This window comes from Streptomyces echinatus (assembly GCF_014203595.1).
GTDB lineage: Bacteria > Actinomycetota > Actinomycetes > Streptomycetales > Streptomycetaceae > Streptomyces > Streptomyces echinatus.
Window position 1 is genome coordinate 27,323 of sequence record NZ_JACHJK010000022.1, and the last position, 19,744, is coordinate 47,066.

General features: G+C 69.6%; 15 protein-coding genes, 1 tRNA gene and 5 pseudogenes. 11 read left to right on the top strand and 10 right to left on the bottom strand.

The features are described 5' to 3' along the window. Nucleotides 1-155 precede the first annotated feature (155 nt). The 3 genes from FHS34_RS37785 (at nucleotide 156) to FHS34_RS37795 (ending at nucleotide 4,924) form a co-directional block, all read left to right on the top strand. The gene (locus FHS34_RS37785) at nucleotides 156-539 is read left to right on the top strand and encodes an alpha/beta hydrolase family protein (RefSeq protein WP_184974199.1); all 384 of its coding nucleotides are present in this window, start codon (nucleotides 156-158) and stop codon (nucleotides 537-539) included. A gap of 70 nt (nucleotides 540-609) precedes the next feature. After that, nucleotides 610-3,858, top strand: a complete 3,249-nt coding sequence (locus FHS34_RS37790; RefSeq protein ID WP_184974201.1) for an ATP-binding protein — start codon at nucleotides 610-612, stop codon at nucleotides 3,856-3,858. 472 nt (nucleotides 3,859-4,330) lie between these two features. Beyond that, nucleotides 4,331-4,924: a hypothetical protein gene (locus FHS34_RS37795; protein ID WP_184974203.1), complete on the top strand. Its 594-nt coding sequence runs from the start codon at nucleotides 4,331-4,333 to the stop codon at nucleotides 4,922-4,924. Nucleotides 4,925-5,613: 689 nt separating this feature from the next. On the opposite strand, the gene FHS34_RS37800 is transcribed toward FHS34_RS37795, so the two are convergent. From FHS34_RS37800 to FHS34_RS37810, 3 genes are all read right to left on the bottom strand, one after another. Further along, complete coding sequence (locus FHS34_RS37800; RefSeq protein WP_184974205.1) at nucleotides 5,614-6,657, bottom strand: zinc-dependent alcohol dehydrogenase family protein; 1,044 nt, start codon at nucleotides 6,655-6,657, stop codon at nucleotides 5,614-5,616. A gap of 46 nt (nucleotides 6,658-6,703) precedes the next feature. After that, nucleotides 6,704-7,702 (bottom strand): quinone oxidoreductase family protein, encoded by a 999-nt coding sequence (locus tag FHS34_RS37805; protein ID WP_221509988.1) that lies wholly within the window; start codon nucleotides 7,700-7,702, stop codon nucleotides 6,704-6,706. Between the two features lie 131 nt (nucleotides 7,703-7,833). Further along, a complete protein-coding gene (locus FHS34_RS37810; RefSeq protein WP_225817840.1) occupies nucleotides 7,834-9,075 on the bottom strand; it encodes an MFS transporter in 1,242 nt (413 codons plus the stop codon). Between the two features lie 134 nt (nucleotides 9,076-9,209). Here FHS34_RS37810 and FHS34_RS37815 point away from each other — a divergent pair, with 134 nt between their 5' ends. Further along, a complete protein-coding gene (locus FHS34_RS37815) occupies nucleotides 9,210-10,127 on the top strand; it encodes a helix-turn-helix transcriptional regulator (RefSeq protein ID WP_184974207.1) in 918 nt (305 codons plus the stop codon). A 65-nt stretch (nucleotides 10,128-10,192) separates the two neighbouring features. Here FHS34_RS37815 and FHS34_RS43015 read toward each other — a convergent pair whose 3' ends face one another. Further along, on the bottom strand, nucleotides 10,193-10,510 hold the full coding sequence (locus FHS34_RS43015) for a hypothetical protein (RefSeq protein ID WP_225817838.1): 318 nt from the start codon (nucleotides 10,508-10,510) through the stop codon (nucleotides 10,193-10,195). A gap of 127 nt (nucleotides 10,511-10,637) precedes the next feature. Next, nucleotides 10,638-10,778 (bottom strand): annotated as a pseudogene (locus tag FHS34_RS37825) (alcohol dehydrogenase); the annotation flags it as partial. A gap of 659 nt (nucleotides 10,779-11,437) precedes the next feature. Here FHS34_RS37825 and FHS34_RS37830 point away from each other — a divergent pair. Beyond that, nucleotides 11,438-11,841 (top strand): annotated as a pseudogene (locus tag FHS34_RS37830) (IS30 family transposase); the annotation flags it as partial. On the opposite strand, the gene FHS34_RS37835 reads toward FHS34_RS37830, so the two are convergent. After that, a complete protein-coding gene (locus FHS34_RS37835) occupies nucleotides 11,842-12,054 on the bottom strand; it encodes a hypothetical protein (RefSeq protein WP_225817835.1) in 213 nt (70 codons plus the stop codon). It abuts the pseudogene before it with no gap. Nucleotides 12,055-12,154: 100 nt separating this feature from the next. Here FHS34_RS37835 and FHS34_RS37840 point away from each other — a divergent pair, with 100 nt between their 5' ends. From FHS34_RS37840 to FHS34_RS43020, 4 genes and pseudogenes are all read left to right on the top strand, one after another. Beyond that, nucleotides 12,155-12,322, top strand: coding sequence for a hypothetical protein (locus FHS34_RS37840; RefSeq protein WP_184974209.1), 168 nt, complete (start codon nucleotides 12,155-12,157; stop codon nucleotides 12,320-12,322). Nucleotides 12,323-13,606: 1,284 nt separating this feature from the next. Continuing rightward, nucleotides 13,607-13,846 carry a hypothetical protein gene (locus tag FHS34_RS37845; RefSeq protein WP_184974211.1) on the top strand — a complete coding sequence of 80 codons (240 nt, stop codon included), beginning with the start codon at nucleotides 13,607-13,609 and terminating at the stop codon, nucleotides 13,844-13,846. Next, the gene (locus FHS34_RS37850; protein ID WP_184974213.1) at nucleotides 13,846-14,223 is read left to right on the top strand and encodes a toxin Doc; all 378 of its coding nucleotides are present in this window, start codon (nucleotides 13,846-13,848) and stop codon (nucleotides 14,221-14,223) included. The genes FHS34_RS37845 and FHS34_RS37850 overlap by 1 nt, the downstream gene beginning before the upstream one ends. A 210-nt stretch (nucleotides 14,224-14,433) precedes the next feature. Continuing rightward, nucleotides 14,434-14,715, top strand: a pseudogene (locus tag FHS34_RS43020) (IS630 family transposase); the annotation flags it as partial. 91 nt (nucleotides 14,716-14,806) lie between these two features. Here FHS34_RS43020 and FHS34_RS37855 read toward each other — a convergent pair. Next, entirely contained in the window at nucleotides 14,807-14,980 is a 174-nt protein-coding gene (locus FHS34_RS37855; RefSeq protein WP_184974297.1) for a hypothetical protein, read from the bottom strand. A 299-nt stretch (nucleotides 14,981-15,279) separates the two neighbouring features. Here FHS34_RS37855 and FHS34_RS37860 point away from each other — a divergent pair. Further along, nucleotides 15,280-15,371, top strand: a tRNA-Ser gene (locus tag FHS34_RS37860). Nucleotides 15,372-16,387: 1,016 nt separating this feature from the next. Here the strand turns inward: FHS34_RS37860 and FHS34_RS43025 are convergent. After that, a pseudogene (locus FHS34_RS43025) lies at nucleotides 16,388-16,830 on the bottom strand (SpoIIE family protein phosphatase); the annotation flags it as partial. Between the two features lie 287 nt (nucleotides 16,831-17,117). Here FHS34_RS43025 and FHS34_RS37865 point away from each other — a divergent pair. Continuing rightward, a complete protein-coding gene (locus tag FHS34_RS37865) occupies nucleotides 17,118-18,428 on the top strand; it encodes a PP2C family protein-serine/threonine phosphatase (protein WP_184974215.1) in 1,311 nt (436 codons plus the stop codon). Nucleotides 18,429-18,714: 286 nt separating this feature from the next. Here FHS34_RS37865 and FHS34_RS44265 read toward each other — a convergent pair whose 3' ends face one another. Next, nucleotides 18,715-18,993 (bottom strand): TrkA C-terminal domain-containing protein, encoded by a 279-nt coding sequence (locus FHS34_RS44265; RefSeq protein WP_225817847.1) that lies wholly within the window; start codon nucleotides 18,991-18,993, stop codon nucleotides 18,715-18,717. An 81-nt stretch (nucleotides 18,994-19,074) separates the two neighbouring features. Next, nucleotides 19,075-19,693, bottom strand: a pseudogene (locus FHS34_RS44270) (potassium channel family protein); the annotation flags it as partial. Nucleotides 19,694-19,744 lie beyond the last annotated feature (51 nt).

Consider the following 19,744-nt stretch of genomic DNA (forward strand, 5'->3'; position numbering starts at 1 on the left):
GTGCCCGCTGTGGCACCTTCGGCGTCGCCGTGCACGACCACGCATTCGAGGAGGTGAGTTCGATCAACACTGTGACAGTCCGGGACTCCCTCCCCCCTCCTTCGCATGGCCTAGCTGAGGAGCCCGCACCAGGTCCCGAAAGGCTCCAAACGCCCATGCACTTCATTTCCACGTCGTCGTCCGACGGCGTCACCGAGCAGCACTTCACCCTCGGCGAGGTCCCCGGCATCCTGTGGATGCCCGACGGCGGCTTCGGCACTCTGCCGCTGATCCTGCTCGGCCACGGCGGCGGGCAGCACAAGGCCGCCCCCGGGGTGGTAGCCCGCGCCCGCCACTACGCCTCCGAGGGGTTCGCGGTCGTCGCGATCGACGCTCCGCACCACGGTGAACGGCCGCGGGACGAGGAGTTCGACCGGGTCCTGGCCGGGCTTCGAGCCGACATGGAGTCCTCGCCGTACAAGTACCGTCGGAAAGACGCCAAACCGGTCCGGCTCCCTTGGGCGGCTTGGAGATCGCCGGTATGGTCCGGTTCCTGTTAGCAACAGGTAGGACCGTGGACACGGTCGCTCCGGCCGGCCTCCGCCCGAACGGCGTAGCGAGGAGCGGGGGATGGTGGCCGCCGAGGGGGCGCTGTGGTGGTCGAGCAAGGGTGGCCGTGCTCGTTGCGGTGGCGGTGCAAGGTCGACGCCTTACCGACGGTGGTGTTCATTGCAAGCGTTCGGTGAGGCTCTGCTGAAGTTCCGCCGTGCGGCGCACCTGACGCAGGAGGAGCTGGCCGAGGCGGCCGGGCTGACCGCACGGTCCATCAGGGACCTGGAGCGGGGCCGTCGCGACCGGCCCCAACGGCGCACCGTGCAGATGCTGGTCGCTGCGTTGGGGCTGGAGGGCGCCGACGCCGCCGCCCTGCTCACGGCCGGGCGCTCCGGCCCGCCTGCTCCTTCGGCTACCAGCGGTGAGGAGACGAGGGCTGCTCTTGCCGAGCGGACCGATCAGTTGGCGGTGCTGGCGCGCGCGGCGCGGGCGGCGCGTGCCGGTCAGGGCACAGTGGTGCTGGTGCGGGCGGACGCGGGTATGGGGAAGACCTCCCTGCTGAACGCCTGGGCGGCCGATGAGCAAGAGCAAGGCCTACGGGTGGTGCGGGCCAGTGGCGCAGAGCTGGAGCAGGACTTCGCCTTCTCGGTCGTCCGGCAGCTGGCCGAGCCGTTGTTGGCGCGCACCGATGACGCGGGGCGGGAACGGTTGCTCTCGGGACCCGCCGAACCGGCGTCGCACGCCTTGCGCGTGGAGGGCACCGGTGGGGGAGAGGAAGGGCTGTCAGCGGAGTCGACGCTGAGTGTCCTGCACAGTTTGTACTGGCTCATGGTGCATGTCACCGACGACGGGCCGCTCGCGTTGGTGATCGACGACGTTCACTGGGCGGACGGGCCTTCGGTGCGCTGGCTGGAGTATGTGGTGCGGCGGCTGCGCAGCCTGCCGTTGATGGTGGTGCTGGCGGCACGTGCGGGCACCGGGTCAGAGGCCCAGCCGTTGCTGCAACGCATCGCCGCACAGCCGCACTGCAGGAAGATCGGGCTGCCTGCGCTCACTGCCGACAGCGTCGCGTCAATGGTGCGGACGGCTCTGGGGCACGACGCCGATCCGCAGTTCGTCTCCGCCTGCACGGCGGCGACGCAGGGAAACCCGCTGCTGCTACGCGAGTTGCTGCGTACCCTGGCCGACCACGCGGTCACCCCCAGCGCCGAACACGCTGCCCGGGTCGCCGAGTTCCAGGGTCAGATCCTGGCCGTAACCGTGGTGGAGCGGCTCAGCAGCCAGCCGGAGGCGGTCCGGCAACTGGCCCGGTCTCTCGTGGTGCTCGAAGACGGGGTCGCCTGGCACATCGCGGCCGAACTCGCGGGACTGGCCGAGGCGGAGGCCAAGGAGCAGGGTCACCGCTTGCAGAGGATCGGCGTCCTGGCACCGGGTGACGTGCCGCGGTTCGACCATCCCCTGATCCGCCGGGCGATCACCGACGCCGTGATGGGACCCGTCGAGCTGGCCACCGGACACGCGAGGGCAGCAGAGTTGCTCAAGCGCGAGGGGGCGGCGGGGGACAGGGTGGCCACCCATCTCCTGCTGGCTGAACCCAGCGGTGAGCAGTGGAGGGTGGACACACTACGGGAGGCGGCCCGCCTCACACGCAGCCGGGGAGCCCCGGCGGCCACCGCCACTTACCTCCGCCGGGCACTGCGGGAACCCATGACCGTCGCACAACAAGGTCCTCTGCTGCTGGAACTGGGCGCCGCTGAAGCACTGGTCGACGATACGGCGGCCATGCACCACCTGACGCAGGCTCTCTCGACGCTGACGGATCCCTACGCGCGGGCACAGGCCGCCCACGTGCTCGCCGGTGTCCTGTTCGTCGGCGGGCACGAGCACGCACGTGCCGTCGACGTGCTCGCGCGAGCCGTCGAAGAGCTGCACCAGGCGGATGACGGCACCGGGCTCGGCCGAGAGGTGTCGTGGTATCTGCAGGCGCAGATGCTGCTGATCGGCTACGAGGACATGTCCACACTGGCGGTGGCCCGCAGGCACGCCGAGAAACTACGGGCATACGACCTGCCCGGTGACACACCCGGAGAGTGCGCGGTTTTGGCGGCGCTGTCGGCCGCGGCCGTCACGGGGGACGCAAGCGCCGCGGTCACCAACGACCTTCTCGACCGGGCGCTGCGAGGCGGGATCGCCGTCAGGGACGGCGCCGAAATGCTCGTCAGTCTTGCCGGTATGGGATACGTGACCACTGACCGCCTGGACGACGCGGCGGCGCGGTTCGCCCAGGTGGCAAGCCTGGGGGAGCGGTGGGGCTCCTTCCGGCTCGTTTCCGCGGCCATGATGTGGCAGTTGACCGTCCGCACCCGCCGTGGCCGACAGGTCGGGCTCACTCCGGACTTCGGACACCCTGGTCAAGAGGCCGCCGGGGGGCTCGAACGCAGAGTCGGGCTCGGCATGACGGCTCTGGTGGGTGAATCGCTGATCGAGCGGTGTGAATGGGCCTTGGCGACCGAAGCGCTGGCCTCGGAAGCGGAAAGCGGGCACGCGGGGTGGCTCTGGCAGGGGCCGACGCTTCTGGTGCGCAGCCGCCTGCTGGCGGAACGGGGCGAACACAGTGCCGCCCTCGCCGTCCTGCTGGACTACGGGGCTCAGGAGAGATACGCGCACGTCACGAATCCCGCCATGATGCCCTGGCGGTCGCAGGCCGCGACCTGTCTGCTGGCGCTCGGACGGCAACGGGAGGCGCGTGAGCTCGCCACCGAGGAAGTCGAGCTGGCTCACCGGTGGGGCACCGATCGAGCGATCGGGACGGCGCTGCGCTGTCTGGGCGTGGTGACGGGAGGCCGGGAAGGACTGGCTCTGCTGGAAGAAGCCGTGACCACGCTGGAACGTCCACCGGCACGCTTGGAGCTGGCCCGTACGTGGTTCGAACTGGGAGCCGGCCTGACGCGGACCGGTGAGAGCGATCGCGGACGCCGGGCACTGACCGAGGCACTGGAGCTCGCCGACACCTGCGGCAGTGTCCTTCTGGCCGGTCGGGTGCGCCGGGCGTTGAATGCAGCGGGGATCTGGCCCCGCCCTTCGCCCCCCATGACTCCCGCCCTGTCGGTGACCGAGCACCAGATGCTGGAGATGGTGCGAAGCGGCCACAGTGACCGCAGGATCGCCCAATCGCTGCTGCTGACCGACCACGAGGCGACGGAACTGCTGGCTCGTTTGCGCCGTACCTCGGGGGTGATCAGCCGCGTGGAAACAACGGCTCTGTCGAAGGCCAGGACCTTCGCGCCGACCAATGGGGCAGGTCCCGAGGCGTTCCGCGCCCTCTGAGGCCGGAACGCAGCGTGCCGTCCCCCGCCGGCGGACGTTCCGAGCATCGGGCTCCCCCTTCGGCCTCGGCTGCGCTGACACGGTCTCGGGCTGCGCGTTCACGGGCCGAATGCTGCTCGGACCGCGGTCAAGGTACGCGCCCGCGCACAGCACACCACCCGGGCAGTGTGTGCGCCAGGAAAAACTCAGGGAAATCTGACCGGAAGAACAGTGAGAAGGAAATCCGGAAGGAATTGGGAAGGAATGCCGGAAGGGAATAGGGGAAAGTGCTGTGGCGCGGAATTTCTCCCACGCGCCGTTGTTATGCACATGTCGCACGGGTAGTGTTCATGGCGCGGCAGCTCGGTGAGGCGCTTTTACGGGGCACTTGTTTCCGCCCTTTCCATAAAGGGCCGGTACATGAGCAAGCCGAAAGTCAGCCCGCGGGCCCTGCCATCCGCAGTGCCCTCCCTTCCAGCCATGGAGCTGAATCATGTCGATCAACAGAACCATGTCCGCGCGTCGCGCCATCGCCACCGTCGTGGCCTCACTCGGCCTGGGAACCGCGCTGCTCGGCACGACGCTCGCCCCCACCGCCGGGGCCGCGGAGGCGACGGCGTCGTCCGTCGCCAGGTCGTCCATGGGCATCCCGGGCGCCGTCATCATCGAGAGCGCCGCCTTCCCGGGAAAGATCCTGTGCAGCACCCCGGCCGACGATTCGCTGCTACTGAAGACCGTGAACACCCGGGACCGCTACTGCCAGTGGTTGGTGACGAAGGGGTCGGATGACGAGGACAACGTCTACACCCTGTACAACCCGGCCAAGGATCAGGTCATGGCCTACACCGGCGGTAACGAGGGAGCCGTGGTCATGGCCGACTACGACCCCTCGCAGAGGGCACAGGAATGGAGCTGGGGCGGGCGGGAGGACTGGGGCGGCCGTGCCCTGCAGTCCTTCATGGACAAGGGACAGAACGTCGACGCCAAGTCCCGCGACGGGGAGGGGCCCACCTCCGAGGCCATCCACACCCGGGGCTGGCGGCACGGCCACCAGCGTGAACTGACCTGGAACACCGTCACTCTGTGACAGCCGCCCGATCCCCTGCACGGCGGACGAGAGTCCGCAGTGCAGGGGGCGGTGCAGTGACGGTCCGGGCCGGCCGGGCTGCGGATGGGCCGCCCTGCCCCTGCCGGAGCCTTCGACCACCCGCTGGACCCCTTGGCCCTCCTTGCCCCCGCTGCGGCTCTGAACGCCCCTGCGTGGCGGCGGCAGCGCCGCCACCGGCGATCAGTCCGAGCGCTGTGCGACGTTCCATGGAATGGACCTCATATTCGATCGGTGGAGGGAAGAGGCGCGACGGTCGGTGGTGTCGTGACCGAGGCACGGTTCCAGGAGACCGTTTCTGCGCCGGGCGTGACAGGTCGGGTTTGTGGGGGGTGCAAGCTCAACCCCCCAACTGCACAGGGGCGTTCGCCGCAACCATGGCGCGGCAAGGACTCCGTCCCACGGCCGACGCGGTGGGTGAGCGGGCAGGTCAACGGCCCCGTGCAAGCTGCGGCGGCGCCTCGCCCGTGACTACGACCACCGGCCGCGCACCGCGGCCTCCCGCGTGCACTGGGCGTCCACGTCCCCCTCCGCCTCCCTCTCGGGGAGGTACGCCTACGGCCCGGACCCCACCCGACGTGGCACGCCGGGTGGGGTGCGTGAGGTGTGGCTCGAGCCTGTCGAACAGGACTGGGCTCGGCTTCTGAGCCCCTCCGGCGAGCGGTGCCGGGTCAGTTCTTGACGAGGACCTTGAGGCTCTTGCGGTCGGCCATGTCCTGGTAGCCGGCCGGGACGCCGTCGAGGTTCGTGGTGGTGTCGAAGACCTTCCCGGGCTCGATGGTGCCGTTGAGGATGTCGGGCATCAGTTCCTCGATGTAGGCGCGGACCGGTGCGGGTCCGCCGGCCAGGCGGATGTTGTGGCGGAACAGGCTGCCGAAGCCGATCGGTGCCTCCTCGTACTGGGGTACGCCGACGCGGCTGATGACGCCGCCGGGGCGGACGATCCCGGTGGCCTGCTGGTAGGCGGGCATGTTGCCGACGCACTCCAGGACTACGTGTGTGCCGTGCCCGCCGGTCAGCTCCCTTACCTGAGCGATTCCTTCGTCGCCGCGGGCGGAGACGACCTCGGTGGCGCCGAACTCGCGGCCGAGGTCGGTGCGCGCCTGGTGACGGCCCATCAGGATGATCTGTTCGGCACCCAGCCGCTTGGCGGACAGCACCCCCAGCAGGCCGACCGCGCCGTCCCCGATCACGGTCACGCGGGTGCGCTCGTTCACGCCACCCGCCACGGCGGCGTGGTAGCCGGTGCCGAAGACGTCCGAGAGCGTCAGCAGGGACGGGATGAGGGCGGAGTCGGGGGCGACGGGGAGTTTGACGAGAGTGCCGTCGGCGAGCGGGACGCGGACCGCTTCGGCCTGGCCGCCTTCCTCGGCTTCACCGTCCCAGAAGTTGGCCTGGGCGTGGGCGCAGGAGGTGTGCAGGCCCTCGCGGCAGAACTCGCAGGTGTTGTCGGAGATGGCGAACGGGGCGACGACCAGGTCGCCGCGCTTGACGGTGGTCACTTCCGAGCCGGTGTCCTCGACGATGCCGATGAACTCATGGCCCATCCGGGCGGGGCCGTCTTCGGGCTTCATCGAGGCGTAGGGCCACAGGTCGCTGCCGCAGACGCAGGAGGCGGTGATGCGGACGAGGGCGTCGGTGGGGTGCTTGATGACGGGGTCGGGGACGTTCTCGACGCGGACGTCGCCGGCGCTGTACATGAGGGTTGCGCGCATGGGGGTGGTGCTCCGTTTCCAGGTGGTGCGTGAGGGGGGGTGGGGATCAGTCGCCGGTGGCGAGCAGGATCTTGCCGATGGTCTTGCGGTTTTCCAGCAGGCGGTGTGCCTCGGCGGCGTCCGCCAGCGGGAGGACGCGGGAGATGCGGGGTGTCAGCCAGCCGTGCTCGATGCCCTCCATCACCGCGCCGGCGCGGTGGAGCATCTCCTTGCGGGTTTCCATGAAGTGCCACAGGTCGCCGCCGGACAGCGACAGCGAGCGTTCCATGAGCACGTTGGGTGAGATGGGTTCGGCGGGGCCGCTGGCCGCCCCGAAGATCACGATGTGTCCGCGCAGGGCGGCGGCCTTCAGGTTTCCCGCGAAGGTGGTCGCTGCGACGCCGTCGATGATGAGGTCGGCGCCGTGCCCGTCGGTCAGGCGCAGCGTCTCTTCGGCGAAGTCCTGCTCGGTGTAGAGGATGACGTCGTGGGCGCCCGCTTCGCGGACCGCCTGCGCCTTCTCCTGTGTCGACACCGTGCCGATGACGCGGGCCCCGAGGTGGCGGGCCCACTGGACCAGGAACAGGCCCACGCCGCCGGCGGCGGCGTGGACGAGGACCACGTCGCCTTCGGAGGGCTTGCGGAACTCGTGGATCAGGTAGTGGGCGGTCATGCCCTGGAGGGGGAAGGCGGCGCCCTGCTCGAAGGGCACGTCGTCGGGCAGCGGGATCAGGCTGTCGGCCGGTACGAGGGTGGCTTCGGCGTAGGCGCCGATCTGCTGGGCGTAGGCGACGCGGTCGCCCGGCTGGACGTTGCTCACGCCGGGGCCGACGGCCTCCACCACACCGGCGCCTTCCAGGCCGGGGGTGAAGGGCAGTGGCCCGGGCTTGAGGCCGCGGCGCATGTAGATGTCCACGAAGTTGACGCCCGCCGCGGCCAGGCGGACCAGGACCTGGCCGGGTCCGGGAGCCTTCAGGTGGACGTCGTGAGCGGTGAGGGTGTCCGGGCCGCCATGAGCCTGGACGACCATCGCGCGGACGTCTGTCGTACGGGGAGAGTCAGCCATCGCGGCAGTCCTCCTAAGCGTGCTGTCGGGGGTGTGAGCTGGTCGTGATCACTCTCGTCGGTTTGATTTGGTCCAGCCGTATTTGCGGGGTCTGTCTTCGTGCCCTTTGCCGTGCGGGTGTCCGCAGTGGCCTAGGCGGCTGCTGCCGTGCAGCGGCGCTGGAGGAGCGCGATGAGGATGGTGGGGATCAGGGTGAGGGCGGCGATGACGGTGCCGACGATGGCCGGGCCGGTGGTGCCGAGCGAGGAGTCGAGGGTGTGGCCGGCGATCCCGGAGCCGATGGCGGTGCCAAGGTTGAACGCCGAGACGGTCAGGGCGGAGGCCAGGACGGGTGCCTGCTTCGCGAAGCGGACGGCCAGGGCCATCAGTACCGGGTTGGCGCCCAGGCCGAAGAAGCCGAGCAGGGTGACCAGGATGATGGTGGGTACGGCGTAGCCGGCCAGCAGGGAGATCGCCAGGAGCAGGAGGGTGGCTCCGGCGGCGGCCACGATCGTGACCGTGTGCGGGCGGCGGTCACCGAGGCGGCCTCCGACCAGCGAGCCGGCCAGGGCGCCCAGGCCGAAGCCGACCAGCACCAGCGGCACTATGCCGGACGCGATCCCGGACCGGTCGGTCAGCAGCGGCGCAATGTAGGAGTACGCGGCCAGGACGCCGCCGGTCGTGGTGGCGCAGGCCGCCAGCACCAGCCACACGCGGCCCGAGCGCAGCGCGGTCAGCTCGGAGCGCACCGACACCGTCTGCTGGGCCGGTCCGTCGTGTGCGACGGTACGGGCGATCAGCACGATGGCCGCGGCGGAGAGAGCGGCCAGCGCCCAGAAGGGTCCGCGCCAGCCAATGAGCTGTCCGGCGAACGCGCCCACCGGCACGCCGACGACGTTCGCGAGCATCGCACCGGCCCCCACGAGGCCGAGGGCGCGCGAGCTCGCGGCGGGGCCCGCGGCGTTCGCGGCGGCCACGTTGGCCACCGCCCAGAACGCTCCGGTGGCGATCGCGGTCAGGAACCGTGCCGCCAGCAGCACGGTGAAGTCCGAGCTGAGGGCGACGATGACGTGCCCAACAGCGAAGACGGCCAGGGCGAGCATCAGGGTGAGCCGCTTGGGCAGCCGCAGGGTGAGCATCGCCATCAGCGGCGCCCCGATGATCATCCCGACCGCGAAGACGGTGATCATCAGGCCGGTCCGGGCCACACTCACGCCCAGGTCGCCCGCGATCTCGGGCAGCAGTCCGGCCACGACGAACTCGGTCGTGCCCATCAGGAACGTGCCAAGCGCCAGAATGTAGACGACGAGCCGCAGACGGGCCGGTCCTGCCTGCCCAGACGGTTCGGTCCGGACCTCGGCGGGAGCCTGGAGGGTTCCTCCTCGCGTACTCACGGTGCATCTCCATGGGGTTGTGATCGGGGTGCGTCATCCAGGAAACCGGCCGCCCCACCCTTGAGGAAGGTCGCGTTTATGGGGGGTACAAGCTCAACCTCCCTCCCCGGGTGAGCGTGGCTACCGTGGAGTACATGGATGACCAGCACGATCACCGCACCGAGATCCGGGACTTTCTCGCCAGCCGCCGCGCCAAGATCACCCCGGAGCAGGCCGGGCTGCCCACCAGCGGCCGGCGCCGGGTTCCCGGGCTGCGGCGCGAGGAGGTCGCCGTCCTGGCGGGGGTGAGTACCGAGTGGTACACCCGGCTGGAGAAGGGCCACATCAGCGGCGTCTCCGAGGACGTCCTCGCCGCGGTCGCCCAGGCGTTGCAGCTCGACGAGGACGAGCGCACCTACCTGTTCGACCTGGCCCGCGCCGCACGCCCCGCCCGCCGCACGCCGTCGCGCCGCCGGGACGTCGCCGTACCGCCCCGCATCCAGTGGCTGCTGGACTCCATCACGATGTCGGCCGCCTTCGTACGCAACGGCCGCCTGGACGTCATCGCCCACAACGCGCTCGGCCGCGCCCTGCACGCGCCGATGTTCGACAGCCCCACCACCGACAAAAGCGGCCGTCCCAACTTCGCCCGCTACCACTTCCTCGACGACACCTCCCACGACTTCTTCGTCGACTGGGAGGCCGGTGCCGCCGCCACCGTCGCACTGCTGCGCGCCGAGGCCGGACGTGAACCGCACGACCGAACCCTGCGTGAACTGATCGGTGAGCTGTCCACCCTCAGCCGTGACTTCCGCACCCTGTGGGCGGCGCACGATGTCCGCATCCGCCACGACGGCGTCAAACGGCTTCAGCACCCCGAGGTCGGCGAGCTGGAGCTCACCTACCAGTCGGTGGACCTGCCCGTGTCCCAGCGGGCCGTGCACGACCTGAGCCTCTACACCGCCGAACCGGGCAGCACCTTCGAGGATCACCTCAAGCTGCTGGCCAGCCTGGCCGCTACCGCGCACCGCGCCGCGAACACCGACACGCCCCAGACTGATCAACTGCACTGACCGGCAGGAGGCGCCACGCCCGGCACCACCGGGCACGCCTGGTGGTGCCGACGCGCAGTGTCGCATCAGGCGCCACGTCGGGCGGTGGCCATCCGGGTCGCGGCCAGAGCGGCGAGGAGGGCGACGGCGGCGGCCAGGGCGAGACTGATCCGCAGGCCGTGCCCGAAGCCGGCCGGGGCGGAGATCAGGGCGCCGAAGACGGCCACGGACAGGGCGCCGCCGACCTGGCGGCTGGTGTTGAAGACGCCGCTGGCGCCCGGTCGTGGTGACCAGGAGCAGCGCGGGAACAGTGTCGCCTCACCCCAGGCGCGGGCGGCATGTCCGGGGTGAGGCGACAGAGTGCCGGTGAGGTGCGGTTTCAGGGGCGGAGGGGGCCGGACCAATTCACAGCCCCGCTAAGGAGTCACCATGCCCACCCCCGACGCAACGGCCATCGCGAATCTGCGGAAGGCTCACCGCGCCGCCTACCTTGACGTCATGCTCGAAGGGGACACCGCAGCTCTCGGCGACCTGCTCGCGGACCGAGCGGGACAGCACGGTGACGTCGGCACCCATGGCCTTGGCCATCTTCACGCCGAGGTGGCCGAGACCGCCGAGGCCGACGACCGCGACCTTGGTGCCGGGACCGTGGGTGAGGCGGGACCTGGCCGTGTGATCAGGTCCCGCCGAGCGAGCTCTGCCGAGAGCTCTTCCGGGGCGGCGGCGAATGCGTATGCCTTGGCACGGGTTTGGGTTGACCGGCACTGCGTCAGTACACCGACGATGTCGAAGCCGGCCGCGTGCTGTACTTCGTCACCGCCCTGGCCAGAGCTGGAACCCTCGCGCAAAGGCCCCTTCCTCCTGCTTGTGGCCGATCCGCCACAAGCAGGAGGAAGGGCGGTTGAGCGGTGGGTCGCTCGCCTGGGTTGTCAGCCCGCCCTGCCGGTCGCTCAGGCGCCGCAGGGGGTGTCGTTGTTGCGAAGGCTGTGGGTGGTGTCGTTGAGCTGGTAGGAGCGCAGGTCGCCGATGGTGCCGCCCTCGCGTCCGACACAGACATTCCGGCCGACGTAGTTGTCCTTTGGTCGATCGCCCGGCCCCTGCGACGCGGCTCCTCGCGCTAGAGCACCCTTACAAGGGCGTTCTTTCAGTGCCTACATCCAGATCAGGTGCGCAACGACTGTTGCCGACTCAACCCGCGGTGAAGGTGAAGGCCTGGCTGGAGGATCCGGTGCAGTCGGTCTGCACGGCTTCGGCGCCGTCTGTGACCGGAGGGAGGAATCCCACGCACAGGCCGCTGTGCAGTGGCCGGAGCCGGTATCCGTCGCCGGAAAACCCTGGTCGAACGCGCCACCCGCTACGTCACGCTCCTGCACCTGCCCGACGATCAACTGCCGAGGCCGTCCTTGCCGCACTGACAGCCACGGTCCAGACTCTGCCTACTCAGCTGATGCGGTCCCTGACCCGGGACCAAGGCTTGGAGATGGCCCGGCACAACGAGTTCACCCTGGCCACCGACATTCCGGTCTACTTCTGCGACCCTGCCAGCCCCTGGCAGCGCGGCTCGAACGAGAACACGAACGGCCTGCTGCGGCAGTACTTCCCGAAGGGGACCAACCTGTCCATCCACAGTCCCGAGCACCTGACCGCCGTCGCCGACCAGCTCGACCGCCGCCCACGCAAAACGCTCGGCTGGGAAACCCCAGCCGAGCGCCTGCATAAACTGCTCGCCGCCTGATCAACACGACAACGTGTTGCAACGACCGCTAGAAACCGCCGAGTAGCGGTTCGTGCGAACCGGGATCTGGCCGTAGCGGTCGACCCGCGGGGTGAACAGCCGCCCGGTTTCGAACGGCTCCTTGGGCAGCGGCATCAGCAGCGGCTGTTCGAGCGCGAAGTCCTCGGCGATGGTCCTGGACCTGGAGCCGATCCTGCGGGCGTCGTCACTCATCGACAAGTGCCTTCACAACTGCTCGCCAAAGCCAATCCCGGCGTCTGCGGGAGCGATAGCCGGGCATACGGGCTTCACCCCCTGGTGAGAGGAGCTCGTCATGCTTGGCGTAGTTGCGGCGGTGTTGTTCTTCTTTGCGTTTTTGATCAACGCGGCTGATATCAGTACCAACGATGCGTTTTCTTCGACGAACGTCATGCTGCTGGGGCTGACCGCTCTGGCTTTGCATGTGGCCGGAATCGGTGCCGGCTGGGCCCGCAGACGCTGACCCATGCCTGTGGCCTCCGGTGACAGTTCGCCACCGGGAGCCAAAGAGCTACGGGATGCCTCGGTCCTTCTGCCACTGGCGCGGGCCGGGCTGGGGGCCACTCCTGCCGGACGTCCGGGGCGGCCTGCGGCGGACCGCTGCTTCCCGTCGGGTTGTGGTTGGGGATCCCTTGAGCCCCAACCACAACCCGACGGCGCCCGGTACGCTGGCCAGCAACGCCGGTCACGGTGATGACCAAAGACTGCAGAAACCCCCAGCAGTGTCGGGAGCTCGTGCCAGGCGTGAGCGGTGCTGTCGGTTGCCGTTGTTGTCGCCCGGCGACCTACCAGTGTGGATGTTCTGTCCCTCCGCGGTTACGCGGACGGTGGCCCTCTCCACTGACGGTGTGTCGGCCCCATGCCAGAGGCACCGCCCCGTCCTGACGGACGATCCAGCGGCCGGACTTTTCGTGGAGCGCGGCCCAAGAGCCAGTCTCGGCGTCGAACATCCTCGTTCTGCTCCTTCAGCTGCAGGGACAGGCCTGCGCAGTCGGTACGGCGAACTGTGTGATGAAGCGGATCGTCGCGCCGTACGTCGGCGCCGATGCTAGTTTCGCGTTCCTTGCCTGCAGAGAGGTCGGGAAGCAGGCCAAGCGGGGGGCGCCAGGTGGTGCCGGGCGAGCATGAAACTCACGTGTCCGCCCAGCACGGGACCAGATGCTGTGCCGTCGTCGTTGATCCTTGCGGGCGCATGCGTTCAGCCAGCCGCTGATGGTCTGTTCCAGCCAGGCCGTCGGCACTGTACGCACGGCGCAGGTTCGCGGTATGACCGGGACACGAAGCGGATCGACATCACTTCGGGTTCTTGCCGGGCATAGCTTCAGCGCACCCACCTCTGATTACAAACACCGCTCGCGGACACCGCACTCGCCGCGGTAGGGCTGAAACGGGCCCTGGAAGGTTAAGGAATGGGATAAGTTTCCGGTTAAGCGATTCGAGTCTACGGCGCGGGTGTGATCCACACAGGCGTCCGCTGCCTGTGCGTAGCCGAGTCCTCGACCCCTTGCGCGTGCCAGCCGGTGAAGCGGCCATGGACGTCGGTGAGGCCGGGTGCGAAGCAGCCGCTCAGGCCCGCGAGCGGCACCGACCAAGCCGCATTCCGCTGGAGCGCGAAACGCACCCAGACAGCGCATCGAAGGCCCCGCCCCGGTCGAGAGTCCTGCGAAGCGGTGCTCCCGGGGGAAGAGCTACCAACCCACCGAAAGAGGGCTTGAGGAGCGTGGTACCAACTAGGTACCATCGGCTCATGCCATCACTGAACGTGTCCTTCTCTGATGAGGAAATGGAAGGCGTCCGCGCCGCCGCCGCCGCCGAGGGCAAGAGCCTCAAGCAGTACCTGCACGACCTTGGCGTACGCGAGATGCACCGCAAGCGGTTCGTCGCCGGCGCCACCGCCTGGGCCGACAGGCTGCGCGGGGAGTTCGACGAGGCCTTCCCCGAGGAGATTCCGCCCTCTCAGCGTGGCGACGAGGCTGCGGCTGCCTGATGGTTGTGCACATCGACGTCTCTTGGCTGCTCGACGTCCAGGAAGCCGCCCTCGGACACGAAGACGTGACCGTAACCGACTACTCCGCGCTAGTAGCGGCCGTCGCCCGGCACAAGACCCGGATGCCGACGCTCGAGACCTCCGACCCGGATGCCGCCTGGCGCGCGGCCGCACTCCTACACACGCTCGTGCGCCTGGAGCCGCTCCCCCACCGCAACAGCCTCTTCGCCGCCTTCGTGACTGCCCAGTACATGGATCAGTCCGACGAAGGCATCGACCCCCCATACGGCGCCCTGTCCGACCTCGTCAAAAAGGTCCGGGACACCCGGCTGAGCGTCTACGCCGTCGCCGAGACCCTGCGGTCCTGGCGCATCTGATCCAGGCTCGTCAGGCGGCGGGCCCGCCCCGCTGCACGCGGCACTGCGGCTCCACCAGGTAGGCGTTCAGGAGTGGGGCTGGACGGCGAGCTGGTGGCGTGGGAGTCCGGCCGGCTGCGTACGAGCGGCTCCAGCAACGCCTCGCCCGCCGTGGGGCCGGTGCGGTGGAGGCGGCGTGCCCGTGGCCGGCGCCGCCCTGCTCAAGCGGCACGGCACGGGTGGACCTGCCGGGTCCCGCCCGGCGTGCGATCGAGCGGGACGAGAACGCCGCCGGCCATCCGCACCTGGTCGCGCCGAGGGCACACCCCCGTGGTCCGCGTCCGGGGCCGCTCGCGCCGCCGCTTATCGGTGGCCGCCCTGGCCTGCTACAAGGCCGGCAAACGATCGCCGCTGATCTACCGGCCTGCCCGGACGCCCGGCCAGACGGACGCCTGCGGCCTGATCCAGACCGCGCACCGGCAGCTCGGCGGCCCTGTCGTGCTGGTCTCAGACCCGACCATCAACCCAGTCAAGGGCATCCTGCCTCCGGTACCAGCCACCGTGACGACATCACGTATGAAGGTCAGTAACACCCCCCCTGCAATCAGCCGCTGTCGTGGCACTCGCGTTCGGTGGGGGACTGGCAGGCCTGGCACAGTTCGTACCGCCCCTGGAAAGTGATCACGCTTCCCCAGCCGTTGCACACCTCGCAGCCGTCAGCCAAAGCGGCGTTGGCGCGGGGGTTGGACTCGGGAGCGGCCATCGTTCCGTAGGTCATTGAGATTCTCCTGGCGTCGGGACTCTCCCGGTGATGCCCCCCTTTGGCTACATAACGCCCATTTTATTCCGTTTCATGCCTACTTGTGCCCAGTTGTGTAGATTTTATGACCGCTTTACCTGTAGTGGCAGCCGGACTCGCCTGCGGCGGGGGAATCGATCCCTGAAGTGGTGCCGTGGCGGGGTGGTCGGACGACGGTCGAGGGGGCGTGCGCAAGCAGGGTCATGCCACTCTCGCGCCAGAACGGACGGGGACTCACGGGGAGCCGAGGTACACAGAGGTGATTTCCCACGGGCTCTGCCCAAGCTAGGAAATCCGCAGGTCACACCCACGATCACCCAACCTCGCTCCTTTAAAGCGAGTGTCGCGGGTTCGAATCCTGCCAGGGGCACAGACAGAAGGGGGCCAGCTCGGGAGGGTTTCCCTCCCAGGCTGGCCCTTAGCCGTTTCAGGCGCCGTGCCACGCGCGTGCCACTACGTCTGCCTCCCCGCCCTGGGCGCCCCACCGGCACGGGGGCGAGAAGCTGCATAGCAGGTCACTCTCTACAGCCCGGCCCGCCCCAGTCGGCGTCTTCCGCGTGGCTGGGTGTGGGGTGGCGCACTGATCTGCGGGTTCTCAGGTATGGAGCCGGGTGGTCAGGTGGTGTCATCTTCGCTGAGCGGTGTTCAGGTTCAGTGATCGTTGGTATCGGCGGTGTCGCGGCGAGCTGTCTGCGTGTCACTGCGGGCATGACGTCGGCCTTGCCCAGCGCCGTTACCGCCCGTTGGCAGCCCCGCACCGCGCGGCAGCCAACGCCAGGCCGCCACCCGCACCGGGATCACCAACGAGACCCGCGCCCCGGGTTCGGCTTCACTGCCGCACCCCGTTGGCTGTGCCCGGTCTGCCGTCTTCCCGTCGGTCGGCGGCCCTGGGACGGGCCTTCGTTTGCCGGACGGTTGTGGGGGAGTGCGGGGGTCGGACGGCTGGTGCGAGGGCTGGTGCCTACTGCCAGGCCGTGTGCCGGGGCACGCGTCAGGACGCGGAGCAGGCCGTCGCCTCGGTATGCGGGAGCAGGGGCGCGCGGGTGATGGTGGTGGTCGCCCGCGTCACAGGCGATGGCGCAGGTGATGGTGCACCGCACGGCCGCCCAGGCGTTGTGCAAGCGTTTGCCTGGCGCTCTGGGAACAGGTGCGCCCACCTGCGGTCGCCGCGGCGCGCTAGGACCTGCCGTGCCCAGGCGAAAACGCGCAGCAGCCTGTGCATGATCGCTTAGATCAGGGGGCTGGCGAAGTGCAGGCCGATGCAGCTGGGCCCGTCGCCTGTGCGTCGGGGTGCGTTTGGTGCGGCAGTGGGCCGAGCGCCGGGGTAGACACCAGGGCTTCGCCGCTACAACCGCCCAGCTCCTGGCATCCCGCATCCATGAGCCTTTATGCGTCGGGCCGGCCTGGTGGGCGTAGGGACTCGCGAGCGTCTCGTGTGGGGTCTTGTACGGGGGCTTGCTCCTCCAGTGAGCCGGGGGCGGCTCGTTCCGGGGCGGCGGGGCTGTTGGCGCTTTGCGGTGGCGGTGGCGGACTGTGGTCGTCGGGGGTGCCGGCTCCGGCCGGTGGTAGGCGCAGGGTGAGCAGGGCGGTGTCGTCTTCGTGGGGGGCAAGGCGTTGCAGGAGTTGGTCGCAGAAGTCGTCGATGGTTCGGGCGTGTGGTGGCGGGCGAGGAGGGAGGCGTGGTGGCGGAGTCTGGCCATGCCGGCGTCGATGGGGCGTTCCCGGCTCTCGACGAGCCCGTCGGGGTAGAAGAGGACGGTGGCCTCCGGGGGGAGGTCTTCGAGCGCGTCCGGCCAGGTCAGGCCCAGGTGCAGGGTGGAGCTCATCCCGGTAGTGCCCGGTCCGTCCCGGTAAGGGCAGTTTTCTGGTTCTGCCGTATCGGCCACACGCACCCCAACTCAGCACCCGGCATGCCTCAAGGGCACCGCGCAGAACCTCGTACGCGGTGGTGTGCGGGGAGGTCCTCGACCCGCGTCCTGATTGGGCGGGCTGGTGGACGGCGACCTGGCGGGTCGAGGGGGACGAGGTCGTCTGTGCTGTACGTGGTCTGGCCGTGTTCCCCTGGGGGCGGGCTCGCCCCGTGCCCTTCTTCTGGGCATGGCGGGAAGGAGGGGGTATGGACGATTTCGAGGTGGACGAGGTGGTCCAGCGGGCGCTGGACCGGCTGACTCTTCTGGCGGAGACCACCACCGCCATGACCAGCACGCTCGATTCCTACGCTGCGGTTGGTCGGGTGTGCCGCATCCTGGTGCCTCAGCTGGCCGACTGGTGCGCGGTCGACCTGCTCGACGACGACGGCCGTCCCCGCCGGGTCAGCGTCGTCCACCGCGATCCCGGCATCCTGCCGGTCGGCGGCCTGACCGGCCTGCTGCCCGACGTCCCGGAAGATCCGGTCGGCCCGCTCTCACGCGCGCTCAGGGGCGCCGGCCCCCTGCTGCTGACCGCGGCCGACATCCTCAGCCCCGGCAAGGCTGCCGACCCGCTGGACGCCCGTCAGCTCGAGCTGTTCGATCAACTCGGCACCGACACCGCCGTGGTCGCCCCCGTACGCGCCCGCCGCCAGGTCCTCGGCGCCCTGACCATCGGCCGCTCTGCCCACCGCGCCCCCCTCACCTGCGACGACCTGGCCATGGTGGAGGACCTGACCCACCGCATTGCCCTGGGCGTCGACAACGCCCGGCTGCACCGCGAGACCCAGCACATCGCCGAACGCCTCCAGCGCTCCCTGCTGCCCACCCTTCCCCAGACCGGCCTGCTGCAGATGGCCGCCCGCTACGCACCCGCCGCCACCACCGCCGAAGTCGGCGGCGACTGGTACGACAGCTTCCCCCTGCCCAACGGCAGCACCACCATGATCATGGGCGACGTCACCGGCCACGACCTGCGAGCAGCGATCACCATGAGCCAGCTGCGCAACATGCTCCGAGGGATCGGCTGCGACCGCCAAGAGCCCCCCGGGAAGATCCTGCACCGCCTCGACCTTGCCCACAACGCCCTCTATCCGCAGGCCACAGCCACCTGCCTGTACGCCCTCCTCGACCAGGACGACGGCGGAGACTGGACGATCACCTACTCCAGCGCCGGGCACCCACCGCCCCTGCTGGTCACCCACGAAGGCGACACCCGCTACCTCAAGGGCGGCCGCGGCCTCCTCCTCGGCGTCGACCCCACCCTCTCGCGCCATCACGCCACCGAAACTCTGCCCGCCCGCTCCACCGTACTCATGTACACCGACGGGCTCATCGAACGCCGCGGCGAAGACCTCCATCACGGCATGACCCGCCTACGACAGCACGCCGCCGCCCTCGCCCGCGAAGACCTCGACACGTTCTGCGACGAACTCCTCGCCGGCATGGCCGCCGACCACGCCGACGACATCGCCCTCCTCGTCGCCCGCACGCCCGCCCCGTCACAGCAATTCAAGTGACCCTGTAACCGGAGAAGGTCGTCGTTCCTCTTCCAAGCCGCGGTCCTGCCAGACGAGCCACCAGCCGGAATCCGTCCCCCTGGGCTCGCCCGCCCAGCCAGGACGCGGATTTGGAACCGGCCCGGACACGCTCAGGGCCTGGGCACAGGCCCGTCGTCGGCGGACACGATCCTGGTCGAGCATCAGGATCTTCCCCATCCGGCGCGATCGGAAGACGGCTGCATCGAGCATGCCCGCCCCCTTCCAGGTGAGGAAGGAGGGGGCGTAGGTCTCTTCGTCTTCGGGTCTAGTCGTCTTCGATGGGGCGCAGGGCGCCGGGGTCGCCGAACACGATCATGGTGTCGCCGGCCTGCACGGCGGTCTCGGGATCGGGGTTGGGTTCCAGGGCGCCGTCGGCGCGGCGGATCAGCAGGGGCAGCGCTCCCCCGCAGGCCTGTCGCAGGGGCCGGCCCACGAGGCGGGAGTCGGCATCGAAGCGGATCTCCTCGATCCGGACGTCGGAGCTGCCGGCCCGGGTGAACTCCAGGAAGTCCACCACGTGCGGGCGGACCGCCAGCAGAGCCATCCGCCGGCCGCTCGTGATGTAGGGAGAGACCACGCTGCTCGCGCCGGCGTGGGTGAGGCGTTCGGCCGACGCCGCCTCCGAGGCGCGCGAGACGATGGCGAGCGAGGGGTTGAGGGAGTGGGCGATCAGGGTGATGTAGACGTTCTCGGCGTCCGAGTCGACCGCGCAGACCAGGCCGCGGGCGTACGTGATGCCCGCGCGGCGCAGCACCTGCTCGGAGGCGGCGTTGCCGATCAGGTAGGGCGCGCTCACGCTGCAGCTGCTCTTCCAGGGCGGTTTTGTTCTCGATGACGACGAAGGGGACGCCCTCGGCTTCGAACTCGCGGGCCACGGCCTGGCCGACGCGCCCGTAGGCGCAGACGATGAAGTGGTCGCGCAGCGTGTCGATGCGGTGCTGCATGCGCCGCTTCCTTCCCGCGGGCCCGAACCGCCCCTCCACCAGTGCTGTCCCGATCAGCCCCAGGGCCGCGACGAAGACCGCGACCCCCACCACCGCCAGCGCGGCGGTGAAGGGCTTGCCGGCCTCGGTGAGCCGGTCGGAGCCGGAGAACCCTTCCGTGGTCAGCGTCATCACCGTCATGTAGACGGCGTCGGGCAGCGAGAACCCGAGCAGCGCATACCCGCCGACGCCAGCTACGAGCAGCGCCAGGAGGGCGAACGCCGCCAGGAGCACCCGCCGGCCTGTGCGTGGCGGCCACACAGCACCTCCTGACCCTTCACCTTTGTCTTCAGTGTCCCCTCCGGGTATCGG